The sequence below is a fragment of the Flavobacterium daejeonense DSM 17708 genome (assembly GCF_000425425.1).
Taxonomy (GTDB): domain Bacteria; phylum Bacteroidota; class Bacteroidia; order Flavobacteriales; family Flavobacteriaceae; genus Flavobacterium; species Flavobacterium daejeonense.
Window position 1 is genome coordinate 1 of the sequence record NZ_AUDK01000030.1, and the last position, 18792, is coordinate 18792.

Here is an 18792-nt window from a genome sequence, read left to right on the forward strand (position 1 = left end):
TAAATTCCATCTATTCCTTTGGCTTCTTTCACACGGTCTTCCCAATATTTGAAAACCTTATCGCTATTGGTTTTGTAATTAAATCTTCCAAAAACTTTTTCATTCCATTCGTCAACATTATTGCGCAACATCGGTTCGGCATGTGAAGTCCCCAACACAATATTATATAAAGTTGCCATTTTTGCATTACCCAGGTAATGGAAAAAAGCTTTGGTACTGGAATGCATGGCTGGCCAAATGGTATTGGCTTTCAATCGCAACAACAATTCAAAAATTTTGGCATAGGTTTTTGGACCAATGTCTTTTGTTTCCGGCTCAAATGTTTTCGCCGCCCAAGGCTGCAATCCCCAATCTTCATCGTTTAAAAAGATTCCTCTATACTTCACGGAAGGTTCTTTGGACTGGAAATCATTTTGATTCAGTACCAATTCTTTTTGCTCTTTAGCAGGCACATCAGCCCACCAATACCACGGAGATACTCCTATTTTTTTGGATAATTCAAAAACCCCATAAGCCGTTCCTCTTGGATTTGTACCGGCAATAACAAAAGCTTTGTTAATCTTTTTGTTGGGATTAAGAATCGTTTTATAGAGATAACTTTCCCATTGATTTGAAAAGTTTCCTTTTATCAACTTTTTATCAATAAATGGATTCATCAGCTTAGAAGAGATACTTCCTATAACAATTACATTCCCTTCAGCATCCTTACTATTGGTAATCACCTTAGGTTTATAATGGGTTACTTTGTAAATATCCTCTGCTAATAAATGAGCAGCAATAGAATCAAGTGGAGAACCTTCTTTATCATATAAAATTACCGCCTGAAATTTAGCTGTATAGATTTCAAACGAAGGATCAATATTCTTAATTTTGATGATACTATTCGTTGCCTGAATGCTATTTACAAACAAAATCAGACAAAAAAACTTTATAAAATTTTTCATACTTACATTTTTCATTAATTAATGTCTTATTTCGATAATAAATCAAAATTTTCCAAATATAAAAGGAAAGATTAGCTACAGCATCATGCTCTATCCTGTAATAAATTTCTAATTTGCTTATAAAAAAAGAGTCCAACAATCGAACTCTTTTATCTTTTGATTTTTTTTTTTTGAATATGTTGAAAATAAATAATCCCCAGAAATTATCTTCTTCTGTCTCTAATTTTGAATGGAATACCTAATTCCTGTTTCAAGTCCTGCCAATTCAGCCAGTCCTTTTAACCTTCCAATTAATGGATAACCAGGATTTCCTGCTCTGTTAAAATCGTCTAACATTTTATGCCCGTGATCCGGACGAATAGGCAAATTATAATCGGTTCTTCCTTCTGATTTTCGTCTGATTTGCTCTTCGACAATAGCTTTCATTACGCCCGGTAAATCGACTGTTGGGTCTAAATGTTCGGTTTCATAAAAATCGCCGTTGTCTAAAATTTTAGTACTTCTTAGATGAAGAAAATGTACACGATCGACATATTTTTGGAAAATTTCGGCCAAATTATTGTCCTTACGGGCTCCTAATGAACCAGTACAAAACGTAATTCCGTTATTCAGAGACGGGCATGCATTAGACAGCCATTCAAAATCATCCCCACTGCTTACTATTCGAGGCAATCCCAGTAATGGAAACGGTGGATCATCAGGATGAACTGCTAATCGTACTCCATATTCTTCGGCAACAGGAATAACTTCATTTAAGAAATAAGCGAAGTTTTCTCTTAATTTATCTTTATCAATTCCGTCATATTCAGCTAATAATTTTAAAAAGATATTAATTGGCTCTTTTTCATCTTCTCCCACAGCTCCGTCAATAAAAGACTGGGTGGCAACAATGATATTATAAGCAAGAGCTCTGGCATCTTCAGCCGTTAAAGTTTTAAAAATAGTCTCGGCTTTTTTGATTTGCTCATCAGTGTAATCTTTGTCCGCGTTGGGTCTTTTTAGGATAAACATGTCGAATGCCGCAAACAAGTCGACTTCAAAATACATCGCCACCGTGCCGTTTTCAAGCGTATAATTCAAATTGGTTCTGGCCCAATCCAATACCGGCATGAAGTTGTAACAGATGGTTGTAACGCCACATTTTCCTAAATTTTTGACGCTTTCCTTATAATTGGCAATAATTCTGTCACGACTGGCTTTCCCTTTCTTAATATCTTCATGAACCGGCAAACTTTCCACAACATCCCAGGTAAGACCGTATGATTCTATAAGATTTTTAGTCTTTAAAATCTCATCTACTGACCAAATTTCGCCATTAGGAATATGATGTAGAGCAGTAACAATTCCGGTTGCACCAGTTTGTCTGATCTGTTCAAGACTAATTGGATCCTTTGCTCCAAACCATCTTAATGTCTTTTTTAATTCCATTTTATATTTTTAAACATATGTAATAAACCATAACTAATTAAAGAGTTTTATCTATAACTTTTTACATTAAATCCAACATCGAACTTACAAAAATTATCCTAAAAACTAATGGTATAGTTTGTTGTTCTTTTTTTAGCAAAAAAATGTCTTAAAAACAGAACATAAAAAAGCCTATCTCCATTATAAAACTTCGATAGGCTTTAATTGACCAAAACCATTTATAAAAATTTATAAACTTCTATTTCTATCCGTTTTTTACAACGAATCCATTATCACAAAGCCTCGTAAAACTCCACCTCTACAATTGGCAATTGCGGCATTTTAGATTTAGTTTGCTTCAAACCTCCTTCATCTACTTTTCCGGTAATCTCAACTAAATTAATAGCATTACTATTTTTAGAAGTTCCAATAAGTTCTATTATAACTTTTTTACCTTTAACAGGAGTTACATCCAAAGTCACATAACCTAAACTGGTTGGCGTAGTTCCTTCAAAAACTTTTTTCCCATCAACCAAAATTCTAATTGGGTATTTTTTACTTCTCCAACCCGCTAATTTCAATACTACCTGATTGATTATAGCTTCACGAGCCAACTCATACTCAATTCTTGCAACACCATCTCCATTAGTCCATTCACTCAATTCATTGTCATCAAAACTTTTTTGAGCGTCAGCCTGATTCGAATTGGTTTTTGCTCCGATAATAGCCACTGTATTTCGGGTTTTAGTGAAAGAAGGCGTAGCAGGAGTTGGTCCTTTTTCTAAATAAGAAGGCAGGTTTTCTCCTGGCAAATTGGTAGATAAAGCGCCTAAATCAGTCGCAATCGTTTTTACCGAAATCGCATCTGCTTTTAGCGATTTAGCGGTTGCTTTAATAGAAATTGTTCCTGCTTTATCAGTAGATCGCACCATAATTCGGTTGACACCACATTCTACCGGTAAATTTTTAGAACCAATATAATTATCAGGTCCCTGGGCAATTCCTCCCACAAAAGTTCCTTCTCCGCCTACCTCAAACTGAATCATATCCATAGCCGTTGGACAACGGTTTCCTTTTTCATCAACCACTTCTACCTGAATTAACGCTAAATCATTTACGTTAGCCAAAGTTCCGCCGGGTCTTTCTATCGAAGTCAATTTAAGTCCAACTGGCTTTCCTGCTGTTTTAATTTCATCTTCACAAACTTTTTTTCCGTTCGTATCAAAACCAATAGCTTTGATGCTTCCTGCTTGAAAAGGAATATCTTTAAAAGTAAATAAGAAGCGTTTGCTTTGGATCCCTTTTCCCAAGCTTTTCCCATTTACAAATAATTCCACTACATCGGCAGTTGAAACAACGGTAATATCTTTCTTAACGTTTTTATCATAATTCCAATGACCGATAATATGAGCTGCAGGTTTTTCGGTATCCACCCAGCCATCCCAAATAACCTGATGGGCATAAAAACCATCTTTCGGGATGCGCATTGGATCTACCTCTCCACTGCGGCGGTAATTTTCCTGACCACGATAATGCGTATTCGAATCACTAAAAATAATATTCACACCTCCGGAACTTACGCGTTCTCCAGTTCCCGGACGCATTTCCCAGTAATCGTACCAACGTGCTACACTTTCGATAGCATGTGCATCCTGATTGTGATTGTAAGCACTAGCATCCGCAACCTTAGTTCCGTTTACATTTTCATGAGTGGTTCCTCCTGTTCCTTCTTTGTGAAAAGGAGGTGTAAATTCGTCCCAATATTTACGTAATCCTTCGTCACGACTGTACTCGGTTGCCCAAAATGGAATATGCTTACTTTTATTAATATACAACATTTCACCACCATATTCAGCAACTTTACTATCCAACATTTCACGACTACCAATAGCGCGACCTCCAAAAGGATCATACTGATTTCGAATTGCTAACATCTCACTCATATGTGGCTCAGAAATACTTTCATTTCCGGATTCGTAAAATAAAATACTCGGATTGTTTCGATTGTAAATAATCGCATCACGCATCAATTCGGTACGTTGCTCCCAGCGTCTTCCTTCTACATCTTTTTCGGAATCTCCGGCTGGCATTGCCTGAATTAATCCAACTCTGTCACAAGATTCTACATCCTGTTTCCAAGGAGTAATGTGCATCCAGCGAACCAAATTCCCATTACTTTTAACCATCAAACTGTTTGAATAATCACTCATCCATGCCGGAACCGACATCCCCACAGTAGGCCACTCGTTACTGGTACGTTGGGCATAACCATGCATCATAATCACGCGGTCGTTTAAATACACCATTCCGTTTTTAAATTCAGCCTTACGAAAACCGGTCTTAACAACCGCTTTATCAACCGCTTCATTATTCACTAATAATTCAGAAGTCACTGTGTATAAATATCCATAACCCCAGCTCCAGAAGTTCAAATCAGCCAAAGCTTTTGAAGCTTTTAACTCTTTAGTTTCATTTGGATTTAAAGTATTGGAATCTCCCAAAAAAGAAGCTACTTCTTTACCATCCATATCCACAACACTCACTTTCAATTGCGTATTTACGGCTTTTGAGGTTTCGTTTTTCACCTGAGACAGCACATTTACGATAGCCTTCTTTTGAGGAATATCAAAATCTGTTGCATACACATAAGTTCCGGTTGTTTTCAAAAAAGAATACAACGGCAGCGTTTGGTACACTTTTGATTTAATATGCAAAAAGACATTCTTTGGCAATCCGCCATAATTGGCATTGAAGTTTTTATCATTCCATTGAAACGTAGAACCGGTTGTTCTTTCATGGTATCGCCAATCGTTATCCGTTTTTACCGCAATGACATTTTCTTGTGGATAAGGTTTTAAATAAGATGTTAAATCCAAACCAAAAGCCATCGCACCATTTTCGTGCAAACCGACCATAGTTCCATTCACATAAACCTCACCCATTTGACGAACTCCTTCAAATTCGATAAACACTTTTTTATCGGCAGCTTCTTTTGGTAATTGAAATGTTTTACGATACCAGGCAATTCCGGTTGATAAATGCGAAATATCAACTTTAAAAGCTTCGTGTTGATTCCAGGCAAAAGGAAGATTTACTCCTTTCCAGGATTGGTCATTAAACGCATTATTTTGAGCCGATGTTACATCGCCAACATTTAATTTCCAGCCATAATTAAAATTGTATTTAGCTACCTCGGATAGCTTTCCTTGTGCCTTAGTTTCAATAGCCAAAAGACTCAATAAACTCAAACCGGCAATCATTCCTTTCCAATTCATTTCTTATTTTTTTAATCTTATGTAAAATTTATTATCTTCAATCATTTATAAAGCATTAACCATTTCTAATGCTTTTGCAAATATAGATTTCCCTCCTTTTTCAAAGCTTATCAGCAATTGCCAAGACTTGTCAAATCCGGACAAATGACCGTATTTGACAAGGATTGACTTAAATTGAATATAAAATAAGTATGATTTTTACAGAAAAAAAAGATAATGCTTTACTTTAAATACTGCGAAGGACTGCAACCAAAATATTTAGAGAAAGTACGCGAAAAATTAGACGGTTCAGAAAAACCAACTTTATAAGCAATTTGGGAAATACTCAAATTAGAATTTTGAAGTAAATCTTCAGCCTGATCCATTTTTACTTTGGTAATAAATTCATGAACAGTACTTCCGCTAATCCCTTTTAATTTTCGATACAATTGACGCTGACTAATCGCTAAAGCCTCTGCTAGTTCTTCACTATTAAAATCGGTATCCTCTATACGGGTTTTGATGATATCCATAACTTTTTCAAGAAATTCATTATCCTGATCCGGAATTTCTTCTTGTAGCTTTTCTATTTTTTTAATGCCAGCCAGTTTGTTTTGTAAAATCACCCTGTTTTCCAAAACACTTTTAATTTGCGCTTGTAAAACATCTACATTAAAAGGTTTCATAACATAAGCTTCGGCTCCTAAATTATAGCCTTCAATTTTATGTTCGTCAGCCCCTTTTGCAGTCAATAAAATAATAGGTATGTGACAGGTTTTTTCGTTTATCTTTAATATTTTACATAATTCGGTTCCTTCCATTTCAGGCATCATAATATCCGAAATAATAATATCCGGAATGTATTTTATCGCAGCTTCTAAGCCTTTTTTTCCATCATATTCCTGAATCAAAATATAATCCTTACCTAATTCTTTGCCCAAATAGGTTTGTACATCCGGATTATCTTCAACCAGTAACAAAGTAGGTTTAGCATTTTCAAAAGAAATTTTTGCAACTTCCTCTGGTATTTCAGTAACTGCTCCAGGAAGCACTTTCTCTTCCTGAATTTCCATGAAATCACCTTCAGAAGATGCTACATACGGCAAACAAATGAATACTTTGGTTCCTTGTTGCAAAACACTTTCAAGTTTAATTGTCCCCTGCATCAATTCTATTAAATTACGTGTAAGCGACAAACCTATTCCCGAAGAATAGCCGTAATACGGAGTTGGCCCAACAGTATTAAAGGGTTCGAAAATTTTTTCCAGTTGGGAAGCTTCAATTCCAATTCCATTGTCTTCAATCCTAATTTCCAGCATTGATTTGATTTCATCAAAATGAACAAACAAAATTACCTCACCACCATCAGGAGTATATTTAAAAGCATTTGACAAAAGATTGGTAATAACCTGTTCTAATTTTTCATAATCCATACAACAAACCAGATTTTGAGGCTCCGGATTAAAATGAAATCTAATATTTCTTTTTTGTGCAATAAAAAGGAACGAATCAGAACAAGCTTCTAAAAAAGCATTAAAATTCCGCACCGTAGGATGCAATTTTAATTTTCCCATCTCTGATTTTCTAAAATCCAGAATCTGATAAATCAATTGGGTCAGATAATTGATGTTTTTCGTGACAATAGAAAAATAAACCGCTCTGTCTTCGGGAGCAACTTTATCTTCCTGTAAACGCTTTAAAGGATCTACAATTAAGGTTAAAGGTGTTTTTAAGTCATGGGAAATATTAGTAAAAAATTCAATTTTTTCTTTACTTAACGCAGTCTGTTGTTCGGCATTCAGGCGTTCTAACTTGATCTCATTTTTCAAACGGTCACGGTACAGAATTTCTTTTACAATCCAATAAGCCCCTGCCAAAACCAAAACCAGGAAAAGTAATTTCACCCACCAGGTTCCGTACCAGGGAGCATTGATATCAATTTGCAATTCGGTAACCGGAGTATTCACCGGATTAGGCGTAATTAATCGAAGTTTTAATTTATAATTCCCGGGTGGAATTTTATGAAAAGCTATTTTTTGAGAGGTAATCGGAATCCAATTATCATCATAGCCCTCTAATAAATATTCGAAAACTTCTTTGCGACTGTCATTATAATTAAAAGAAGCAAAAGCAATCGTGAAACTGCGGTTTTCGTAATCCAATTCAATTGCTTTTGTTTGTGAAAGACTTTGCTTTAAAATAGGCTCTCCCGCACTGCTATCCATCGGAATCACTTCCTGATTAGACACATATAAAGATTTAAAAATCAACGGATGACTATTAGAAAGCACTTTTATCTTACTTGGGAGGAACGAGACATAGCCATTTTTAGAACCGAAATAAAGGGTGTTTTTAGAAACATCTTTATAAAAAGCTCTTTCCAGAAAACGCCAGGATCCCATTTTGTCCCTGTTTTGATAATGCGCAATCTCGCCCGTTATACTATTCACCGAAGCAATACCATCTTTATGAGCAATCCAAATGTTTCCTAAATTATCATCGGTAATCGCCGAAATATAAGTATTAGGTGTTTCTATACGTAACGGTACACTTTTTAACTCAAACGGTTTTGTTTTATAATTAATTTTATACAAACCCTCGCTGGTTCCTATCCATACATCCCCTTTTTTATCTTTATGCAAAGCATAAACAATACTTCCGGAAAGTTTTTGGTTTAAAACCGAACCCGTTCTAAAAACCTGAGAAGGAATTTCATTGGTAATTCCTAATTGATTCGTAATGCGTAACTGCACAACTCCATTTCCTTCAGTCCCTAACCAAAGTCTATTTTTGTCCACACAAAGAATATCCATCACACTTCGATTGTTCATTTCTTTTTCCAAATTGAAATAAGCAATCTTAAAATCAACCGTATTAATTCGGGCAATTCCATTATACAAACCAATCCATAAATCATTTCTCCCGTAAGGCTCTAAAGCATAGACTGACCAGGTTTCTAAGTTTGGCGAAAGCTTTTGATTAATAATCGCCTTTATTTGGTTATTTTTAGGATTATAATATTCTAATCCATTAACACCACCAATCCAAATTCCTCCCTGAGCATCACTAAACAAAGTACGTACCTGTCCAATTTTACTGCCTGAATGATAAAAAGGGTGATTTTGCACCAAGCCTTGTTCGTCATAAATAAGCATTCCCTCATCGGTTCCAAGCCAAACCTGATTCCCTACTTTTAAAATGGCTCTTACAGTCGCTAATTTAGTTCCACCATTTTTGGTAATATAACTATAATGTAATTCAAAAGGATTTCTGTTTGGATTAGCTTTATAAATATCGCCACCCCGGGTTCCTATCCAAATAAGTTGTTCATCATCTATAAAAAAAGTAGTCACATAATCATCCAGTAAGCGTCCCGGCTGATTAATATTCGCAGTATATTGAAACTCTTTTCGAGTTTTTAAATCCAATTCCGAAAACAAATGTGAAGACAAATAATAATGCTTCCCATTGATTACTTTATCACGGTTTATAGCATTCGAATTACGATTTAACCAATCGACAATAAGAGCAGGAACCGCTTTATCATCAACGGTTTTAAAATTATTAAGTTGGTAATTAAAGCGAACGTATTTTTTGTCAAAGGTTAAAAGCCAAAGTCCTAATTTAGAATCAGAAACAATGTTGCGTATTCGATTATTTGGTAAAGAATTCAACTTATTAGGATTATGATAAAAATAATCAAAGCTTTTTCCATCATAACGATAAACACCATTCCAGCTTCCAAACCAAATATAACCTAACGAATCTTTGGTGATGCCATGAATGGAAGTACTCGGATCAATTTCCTGTCCGCTAATCTTTTCAAAAAAAAGATTTTGAGCCACACAATTGACCAGAGGTAAATTGATAAAAAACAAACAAAACCAAAAAAAACAAATTCTAAATCCTCTTTTCATAAAACTGATTTGATTCGCAAATCTACAATTAATAGACACAAGTATTCTCTATTTCTAAAGTCATTCCAACAGAAATATTCAAAAATTTTTGAATAAAGCACAATCAACTTCCTTGTATATCACTAATTCCTGTTTGCAAAAAATCAAAATGTTTTTCCAAATATTTACAAATAAAAAATGGGGAAACCCCCATTTTATTATTTACAACAACTCAGGACCTTCTCCATCACATAATCTTCCATCAGATAACCCAAACCAATTTCAATATCAATTTCCTGAATGATTTGGAAACCCATTTTTTGATAAAAACCAATAGCTTTATTGAATCGATTCACATTTAATAAAAGACTTTTACAACCTTTATCCAGAGTCATTTTTTCAATTGCATCAATCAACAACTTTCCTATCCCTTTTCCCTGAGCTTCGGGAAGCATATAAATTTTATGAATTTTAGTCTTAAATGAATTTTCATATTGATGTTCAAAAGAGGCAAAACCTAAGGCTACAGTATTTTCAATAGCTAAAATAAATTCGTGTCCATTATCCATATTTGCCTGCAAACTTTCCTTTGAATAAAAAACCTTCAGCATATAATCTAATTGCGCCGGAGATAAAATTTCACCATAAGCTACTGGCCAGGTTTTATGCGCTATTTCGGTAATTGTTTTTAAATCGGCTGTGATAGCTTTAACAATATGTATCATTATTAAATTATTCGGTAAAAATTCTGTTTTCCTGTTCGCTAACGCGAATAAAAGTAGTTCGTTTTGTTAATTCCTTTAGTCGGGAAGCCCCCACATAAGTACAACTGCTGCGTAAACCGCCTAAAATATCCAAAACCGTGTCTGCAACATTCCCTTTAAAAGGAATTTTGACTGTTTTACCTTCACTGGCACGGTATTCAGCAACTCCACCTACGTGTTTATTCATAGCCGTGGCAGAACTCATTCCGTAAAACTGTTTAAATTTTTTACCGTTAATTTCCAGTAATTCTCCTCCGCTTTCGGTATGTCCGGCCAACATTCCGCCTAGCATCACAAAATCGGAACCCGCTCCAAAAGCTTTGGCAATATCGCCCGGAGTCGTACAGCCTCCATCACTGATGATGTGTCCACCCAAACCATGCGCAGCATCGGCACATTCAATAATTGCTGAAAGTTGTGGATAACCCACTCCTGTTTTTATTCGGGTAGTACAAACAGAACCGGGACCAATTCCTACTTTGATAATATCGGCTCCGGCCAAAAGTAATTCTTCCACCATTTCGCCCGTAACTACATTACCGGCAATAATTACTTTGTCAGGAAATTGTTTTCGGGTTTGCTTTAAAAAATTCACAAAATGCTCCGAATAACCATTAGCCACATCAATACAAATGAATTTTAATTCCGGATTTACAGTAATAATTTCGATTACTTTTTTGAAATCATTTTTTCCAGTTCCAGTGCTAACGGCTATATAGTTATAAAAATCAACAGTAGCATTCTTCAAAAAAGCATTCCATTCTGAAACCGAATAATGCTTATGAATAGCGGTGAATAATTTGTGCTTAGCCAGTTCAGTTGCCATTTCAAAGGTTCCCACCGTATCCATATTAGCTGCTATTACAGGAATACCACTCCAACTTACAGTACTGTGCAAAAACTTAAATTCTCTTTCTAATGAAACTTGCGACCTGCTTTTTAACGTAGAACGTTTAGGTCTTATCATTACATCTTTAAAGCCTAGTTTGAGATCGGTTTCTATTCGCATAATTATCACTTTTTGGTGGGTTATCGAAAAATATCTTTTACTTTTCTTAAAAGTAATGAATTTTATGCGAGAATTATGCAAAGAAAAAAGAGACTTATCAACTATATATTAACCGTGAATCGTTTCGTTTTTCCCGTAATTGGTAATAATTGATTCTTCAAATGCTAACCATTCTCTCCAACGTTTTTCCACATCGATTCCTTCTCCGTATTTTCGGGCATAAGTGATAAAAGTAGTGTAATGTCCGGCTTCGCTTTCCATCAATTCCCTGTAAAAAACTGCCAGTTCTTCGTCCTGAATATTTTCTGAAAGCACTTTGAAGCGCTCGCAACTTCTGGCTTCAATCATTGCCGAAAAAAGCAATCGTTCTACCAAACCTGAAACACGGCTTCCATCAACACTTCTTTTCATATATTGGTACAATTCATTCACATAATCGTCCTTTCGTTCGCGGCCTAATTTCAATCCTCTTTTGATGATTAAATTATGCACCTGTTCAAAATGATCGATTTCTTCTTTGGCCAAAGCCAATAAATCCTTTACCAAATCCTGATGTTCAGAATTATTTGCAATAATAGTAATGGCATTGGTGGCTGCTTTTTGCTCGCACCAGGCATGATCAGTCAGGATTTCTTCAATATTTTTTTCTACAATATTTACCCATCTTGGGTCAGTTGGCAATTGTAATCGTAATACACTCATTTTTTTAAGTCTTAAAGTTTAAAAGCCAAAAGTTGCAAAGCCTAAAAAATAAAAGTCGAAGATCAAAACTTAAATAGAAATTCACATTCTATTTTAAGACTTTCGACCTTCGACTTTATGACTTTATTATTACTTTTTAGAAAACGAAAATCGCTCTTTCGCTCATCATTTCGTTAACTTCTTCAGCAACTTCTTCAATAATATCCTCGTTAGTATGATTCATCAATACTTTGTCAATCATCGCAACGATAGTTTCCATATCTTCTTCTACTAAACCACGAGTAGTGATAGCAGCAGTTCCTACACGGATACCAGAAGTAACAAACGGAGATTTGTCATCAAATGGAACCATGTTTTTATTTACAGTAATTTCAGCTTTTACTAAAGCATTTTCAGCTTCTTTACCTGAAATTCCTTTGTTTCTTAAGTCAATTAACATCATGTGGTTATCAGTACCTCCAGAGATGATGTTGTATCCTCTTTTTACGAAAGCTTCAGCCATCGCATTAGCATTTTTCTGCAATTGACGCGCATAAGTAAAGAACTCATCTTGTAAAGCTTCACCAAAAGCAACCGCTTTAGCAGCGATAATATGCATCAAAGGACCACCTTGATTTCCTGGGAAAACTGCTAAGTCTAATAAAGAAGACATCATTCTGATTTCCCCTTTTGGAGTAGTTAATCCCCAAGGATTTGGGAAATCTTTACCCATCAAAATCAAACCTCCACGAGGTCCACGTAATGTTTTGTGAGTAGTTGTAGTTACGATATGACAGTGAGGAATTGGATCGCTTAATAAACCTTTAGCAATTAAACCTGCAGGGTGAGAAATATCAGCCATTAAAATTGCACCTACGCTATCCGCAATTTGACGGAAACGAGCAAAATCCATATCACGAGAATAAGCCGAAGCTCCTGCGATGATTAATTTTGGCTGCTCTTTAGTAGCAATTTCCTGAATATTATCATAATCTAAACGACCTGTTTCTTTATCAACTCCATAGAAAACCGGGTTGTAAACACGTCCTGAGAAGTTCACCGGAGAACCGTGAGTCAAGTGCCCACCGTGAGATAAATCAAAACCTAAAATTTTATCACCTGGTTTCAAACAAGCGTGAAAAACCGATGCATTAGCCTGAGAGCCTGAGTGAGGCTGAACGTTAGCATACTCTGCTCCAAACAATTCTTTTGCTCTGTCAATTGCGATTTGCTCAACAATATCCACTACTTCACAACCACCATAATATCTTTTACCCGGATATCCTTCTGCATATTTATTTGTTAAAACTGAACCAGCAGCTTCCATTACTTCATCACTTACAAAGTTCTCAGAAGCAATAAGTTCCAAGCCGTGTATTTGTCTGTCTTGTTCTTCAAGAATAAGTTCAAAAATTTGTTTGTCGCGTTGCATTTTTTTGATTTTAAATAATTTTGGGCAAAAATACAAAAAAACGTTTGTTAAACTGATAGATTATAATATATTTGATTTATAATTTTCAACAAAAAATTAACACAATATGCCAATATCAGCCAACGATACTAAAAGAAAATCATGGATAGAAGTTCCTCAAAACAGTGATTTCCCAATCCAGAACATTCCTTTTGGTGTTTTCCTTACTAAAGAAAATGTAGTAACCGTGGGAACCCGCATTGGAGATTCGGCTATTGATTTAGGTGCTTTACAGCAATTAGGCTACTTTTCCGGTATCGATTTAACAGATGATATGTTCATACAGGACACGCTGAATGACTTTATTTCCGACGGAAAAAAAACCTGGCGACTGGTTCGTAATCGTATCGCCGATATTTTTGATGAAAACAATCCCAAGTTGCGTGAAAACGAAAACCATAAAAACATCATTATTTTTAATATTGATGAAGTAGAAATGCAATTACCGGTTTTAATAGGCGATTATACTGATTTTTATTCCAGCAAAATTCATGCATCGAACGTTGGTAAAATGATTCGCAACGAAGAAAATGCCTTGTTACCTAACTGGCCACAGATGCCTATTGCCTATCACGGAAGAAGTTCAACCATAATTCCTTCAGGAATTCCGGTTCACAGACCTTTGGGACAAACTTTACCTCCTGATGCAACGACTCCGGTTTTTGGTGCTTCGCGTTCGGTTGATTTCGAATTAGAAACAGCCTTCATCACCACTGACGCTAATATTATGGGAGAAATGATTCCTATAAACGAAGCGGAAGATTATATTTTCGGAATGGTTTTATTGAATGACTGGACCGCACGTGATATTCAAAAATGGGAATACATGCCTTTAGGCCCTTTGTTATCTAAAAATTTTGCCACTTCTATTTCACCGTGGATTGTAACCATGGATGCTTTAGAACCTTTTAGAATTGCCAGCCCAAAACAAAATCCAAGTCCGCTGCCTTATTTACAACAAAAAGGGAAGCATTCTTTTGATATCAATCTGGAAGTAGCTATTCAGCCGGAAAAAACAGAAGCAACAATAGTTTCTAAATCCAATTTCAAATACATGTATTGGACCATGAATCAGCAATTAACACATCACACTTCTAACGGATGCCGAATCAATTCGGGAGACATGATGGGTTCGGGAGCTATTTCGGGCCCAACTAAAGACAGTTATGGTTCGATGTTAGAATTGACCTGGGGAGGCGAAAAACCCCTAAAATTGAATGATGGAAGCGAACGCAAATACATCAACGACAACGATACTGTAATTATCAAAGGTTTTTGTGAAAACAGTCAGGTGCGAATTGGTTTTGGAGAAGTTTCCTGTAAATTACTTCCTCCATTTGTGAGAAAATAAAAAACTATATCCTAAACAAAAAGTCCCGCTTGATTTTCAAACGGGACTTTTTTATAAATTTAAAGTAACGAATTACTTGTTTCCTTTTTCGAAATCAGCAATGAATTGAGCTAATCCAATATCTGTTAATGGGTGTTTCAATAAACCGGAAATTGCAGATAAAGGTCCTGTCATTACATCGGCTCCAATTTTAGCACAGTTTACAATATGCATCGTGTGACGTACAGAAGCAGCTAAAATTTGAGTTTCGTAACCATAGTTATCATAGATCTCTCTGATTTCCTGAATCAAATTCAAACCGTCAGTTGAAACATCGTCTAATCTTCCTAAGAACGGAGAAACATAAGTAGCACCTGCTTTAGCAGCTAATAAAGCCTGACCGGCAGAGAATACTAAAGTTACATTCGTTTTAATTCCTTTGTCAGAAAAATATTTAGCAGCCTGAACACCTGCTTTAGTCATAGGCAATTTTACTACGATTTGCTCGTGTAATTCAGCTAATTCCTCACCTTCTCTTACCATTCCTTCAAAATCCAAAGCATTCACTTCAGCACTTACATCACCGTCAACAAGATTACAAATATCAACATAATGTTTCAAGATATTATCTTTTCCGGTAATACCTTCTTTAGCCATCAAAGACGGATTTGTAGTTACACCATCTAAAACACCTAAAGATTGTGCTTCTTTAATTTGCTCTAAATTAGCTGTGTCAATAAAAAATTTCATAATTTATATATTTAATTGTTTTTAGATTCCGTTGCAAATAAAGTGTTTCTTCTACACTTAAACTAATTCAACGTTTGCAAATTTACAACTTATAATGATTCATCAACATTTTTTCATACATTTTATCTGGTAACAAACGTTTTAAAACAATTGAAAATTTCTGCAAAAACGCTCCCACCTTATAATGAATCTTAGGATTTTTGGACTCAATGATATTATAAACTGCTACAGCCATATCTCTCGGATCGCTTCCGCTATCCACATGTTCATCCATCGTTTTTAAGGTATTTCCATAAGGAATTTCATAAGCTGATCCGGAAATCAAAGGCGCATGAAAACGACCTGAAGCAATATTAGTAGCAAAATCTCCCGGTGCCACATTAGTAATTTGAATGCCAAAAGACTTTACTTCCATTCGTAAAGCTTCAGAAATAAGTTCTAATGCCCCTTTAGAAGCCGAATACACACTTCGATAAGGCAAACCCATATACCCCGCAATAGAAGTTACATTAATAATTAAACCTGATTTTTGTTGGCGCATTTGAGGCAAAACCGCTTTCATCACTTCGATAGGACCAAAAAAATTAGTTTCAAAATTGTTTTTGATTTCAGAAGTTGGAATTTCTTCCAAAGGTCCCGTTATACCAACACCAGCATTATTAATTACTACATCCAATTTTCCTGTTGTAGTTATAATTTTGGCAACAGCAGCCTGTATCGTTTCCGGCTTCCTAACATCCAAAGCTACTAAAGGAAAAACTGAGTTCAACACTTTTTCCGGATTTCGGCTGGTTCCATAAACCACAAAACCTTTTTGATGCAAAAACTCACCAATAGATTTTCCAATCCCTGAAGAACCTCCGGTAATCAACACTACTTTACTCATACTTTTTTTAGGTTATGAGTTATGAGTTTTGGGTTATGAGTTTTGGTTTGTGGTGTGCAAACCTAACTTCTAATTTCCAACTCCTAACTTTCGAGAAATCCAAAAATAAAAAAATCCTCCCGAAGGAAGACTACTTTTGAAAAATTATTAAATAAAAAATGGCAAGCGACCTACATCGCACCGCTCAACCGCGTACCCTTGCTATGTTCCCATCCTGGGGGAGTCTGCAGGAGCTGGTCGTGTAGGACTTGCCGGTGCAAATATACAATCTTTTTATATTTTTGCAAGCCCTTTTGCAAGCTTAAAATAACATTGTATATTAGAACCATTAAAATTCAAAAGATGAAAAAACATAACTTATTATCTTTCATTTTATTAGGAACTTTACTTTCTAATTGTGGAGATACAAAAAATAGAGAAAACACCATATTTAATTTTGATTCTTCCAAAATTTCCGCACATTATCAGCCTCAGGAGACGCTTGATTTGAATATTTTAAATCCAAAATCAAAAGCAGTTGATAGCATTGTTTACTATATAAACGATACTAAAATTAAAACAGTGAAAGGTCTTGAAAAACTTTCTTTTCCATTAAAAGATCAAAAACTAGGTTATCAAAATCTAAAGGCACTGGTTTATTTTGAAGGTGAAAATGCCGAAACTACCGCAAGAATTGAAATGGTTTCCAATGTGACACCTAAATTATTAAAATATAAAATTGTAAATACCTATCCTCACGATGTAAATTCTTTTACTGAAGGATTAGAATTTTACAAAGACACCTTGTATGAAAGTACAGGACAAAAAGCCAATTCTTATTTTAGAAAATACGACTATAAAACAGGTAAAATATTTAAACAAATTGATTTAGATTCTAAATATTTTGGTGAAGGAATTACTTTTATCAACGGAAAGTTATTTCAATTAACCTGGCAGGAAAAAACCGGTTTTATCTATAATGCCAACACTTTAAAACTGGAAAAAACCTTTACTTACACTAAAGAAATTGAAGGTTGGGGAATGACGCATGACGATAAATACATTTACCAATCAGACGGAACAGAGAAAATCTGGAAAATGGATCCTGAAACACAAAAAATGATTGACTACATCAATGTATATTCAGGAAGTTCAAAAATCAAATCAGTTAATGAATTGGAATTAATCGATGGCAAATTTTATGCAAATGTTTGGCAAAAAGATGCTATTGCTGTAATTAATCCTTCTACTGGTGCGGTTGAAGCAATTATAGATTTATCAGGATTACGTAAATTAATCAATGCAACTCCGGATGATGTATTAAACGGAATTGCTTACAATCCTAAGACTAAAACCATTTTTGTAACCGGTAAAAACTGGGACAAAATGTTTGAAATCACCGTTTCGGAATAACCGGTTTCTTTCGAAAAATTAATTTACAAACTAAAAAAGGAGCGCAAAATCATTCGATTTTTGCGCTCCTTTTTAATTTTATCAAAAATGAATTACTATTTAGAATAAGCAACAGCTAATTGTTTGCTGGAACCTAATCCTTCGATACCTAATTCAATTACATCACCTGCTTTTACATAAACAGGATCCGGTTTAATTCCTAAACCTACTCCCGGAGGTGTTCCTGTACTGATAATATCACCAGGAAGTAATGTCATAAACTGACTTAAATAATGTACTAAAAATGGAATTTTAAATACTAAATTAGAGGTGTTACTGTTTTGGAAAGTTTTACCGTTCACTGTCAGCCACATTCCTAAATTATTTACATCAGCAATTTCATCCTGAGTAGCTAAAACCGGTCCTAGAGGTGCAAATGTATCACATCCTTTCCCTTTAGCCCATTGACCACCCATTTCAATCTGGAACGCTCTTTCGCTGTAATCGTTTAACAAGGCATATCCGGCAACATAATCTAAAGCTTCTGCTTCTTCCACATAACTCGCTTTTTTACCTACTACAAAAGCCAATTCCACTTCCCAGTCGGTTTTTTCACTTCCCTTTGGAATCACCAAATTATCATTTGGTCCGCATAAAGAAGTCGTTGATTTAAAGAAAATGATAGGTTCTGTTGGGATTGGCGCATTAGTTTCATGACAATGATCGACATAGTTCAAACCAATACAAATAATTTTTGAAGGTCGGGCAACCGGAGAACCTAAACGAACATCATCAGCTACTTCCGGAAAAGAAGTTCCACTCTCAATGGCAGCTTTTAATTTTGCTAATCCGTCATTTTCAAAAAAAGACTCATTATAATCAGCTACAACCGAAGAAACATCGTATCTCTTTTCTCCAATTAAAATCCCCGGTTTTTCACTGCCTTCGGCTCCAAAACGTATTAATTTCATTTTTTTTATTTTTTAAAGTTACTATGTAGCTAAGGTTGGGAGTTGTTAAGTCTAAAAA

The 18792-nt window shown here is 35.2% G+C and carries 13 protein-coding genes and 1 other RNA gene; 2 read left to right on the forward strand and 12 right to left on the reverse strand.

Annotation, left to right across the window (positions count from 1 at the left end):
* From H599_RS0116235 to glyA, 8 genes are all read right to left on the reverse strand, one after another.
* Positions 1-944: glycosyl hydrolase 115 family protein (locus tag H599_RS0116235; protein WP_211253761.1), on the reverse strand; the 944-nt coding region annotated here is incomplete at its 3' end.
* A 219-nt stretch (positions 945-1163) separates the two neighbouring features.
* Entirely contained in the window at positions 1164-2372 is a 1209-nt protein-coding gene (gene uxuA / locus H599_RS0116240; RefSeq protein WP_026715093.1) for a mannonate dehydratase, read from the reverse strand.
* 272 nt (positions 2373-2644) lie between these two features.
* A complete protein-coding gene (locus H599_RS0116245) occupies positions 2645-5626 on the reverse strand; it encodes a glycoside hydrolase family 2 protein (protein ID WP_081810589.1) in 2982 nt (993 codons plus the stop codon).
* A 221-nt stretch (positions 5627-5847) separates the two neighbouring features.
* Entirely contained in the window at positions 5848-9522 is a 3675-nt protein-coding gene (locus H599_RS0116250) for a hybrid sensor histidine kinase/response regulator transcription factor (RefSeq protein ID WP_026715095.1), read from the reverse strand.
* 197 nt (positions 9523-9719) lie between these two features.
* Positions 9720-10226, reverse strand: a complete 507-nt coding sequence (locus H599_RS0116255) for a GNAT family N-acetyltransferase (protein WP_026715096.1) — start codon at positions 10224-10226, stop codon at positions 9720-9722.
* A 7-nt stretch (positions 10227-10233) separates the two neighbouring features.
* On the reverse strand, positions 10234-11274 hold the full coding sequence (guaC, locus tag H599_RS0116260; protein WP_026715097.1) for a GMP reductase: 1041 nt from the start codon (positions 11272-11274) through the stop codon (positions 10234-10236).
* Between the two features lie 108 nt (positions 11275-11382).
* Positions 11383-11976, reverse strand: coding sequence for a tRNA-(ms[2]io[6]A)-hydroxylase (gene miaE, locus H599_RS0116265; protein WP_026715098.1), 594 nt, complete (start codon positions 11974-11976; stop codon positions 11383-11385).
* A gap of 136 nt (positions 11977-12112) precedes the next feature.
* Positions 12113-13387 (reverse strand): serine hydroxymethyltransferase, encoded by a 1275-nt coding sequence (glyA, locus tag H599_RS0116270; protein WP_026715099.1) that lies wholly within the window; start codon positions 13385-13387, stop codon positions 12113-12115.
* Positions 13388-13493: 106 nt separating this feature from the next.
* Here glyA and fahA point away from each other — a divergent pair, with 106 nt between their 5' ends.
* On the forward strand, positions 13494-14777 hold the full coding sequence (gene fahA / locus H599_RS0116275) for a fumarylacetoacetase (protein WP_026715100.1): 1284 nt from the start codon (positions 13494-13496) through the stop codon (positions 14775-14777).
* Positions 14778-14849: 72 nt separating this feature from the next.
* On the opposite strand, the gene fsa is transcribed toward fahA, so the two are convergent.
* The 3 genes from fsa to ffs all read right to left on the reverse strand — a co-directional run bounded on the left by fsa (position 14850) and on the right by ffs (position 16646).
* Positions 14850-15506, reverse strand: a complete 657-nt coding sequence (fsa, locus tag H599_RS0116280) for a fructose-6-phosphate aldolase (RefSeq protein ID WP_026715101.1) — start codon at positions 15504-15506, stop codon at positions 14850-14852.
* Positions 15507-15588: 82 nt separating this feature from the next.
* Positions 15589-16392, reverse strand: a complete 804-nt coding sequence (locus H599_RS0116285) for an SDR family oxidoreductase (protein WP_026715102.1) — start codon at positions 16390-16392, stop codon at positions 15589-15591.
* Between the two features lie 156 nt (positions 16393-16548).
* Positions 16549-16646: signal recognition particle sRNA small type (ffs, locus tag H599_RS20635), an RNA gene on the reverse strand.
* An 88-nt stretch (positions 16647-16734) separates the two neighbouring features.
* Here ffs and H599_RS0116295 point away from each other — a divergent pair.
* The gene (locus tag H599_RS0116295; RefSeq protein WP_026715103.1) at positions 16735-17784 is read left to right on the forward strand and encodes a glutaminyl-peptide cyclotransferase; all 1050 of its coding nucleotides are present in this window, start codon (positions 16735-16737) and stop codon (positions 17782-17784) included.
* A 95-nt stretch (positions 17785-17879) separates the two neighbouring features.
* Here the strand turns inward: H599_RS0116295 and H599_RS0116300 are convergent, their stop codons facing one another.
* Positions 17880-18734 (reverse strand): fumarylacetoacetate hydrolase family protein, encoded by an 855-nt coding sequence (locus H599_RS0116300; protein WP_026715104.1) that lies wholly within the window; start codon positions 18732-18734, stop codon positions 17880-17882.
* Between the last annotated feature and the right edge of the window lie 58 nt (positions 18735-18792).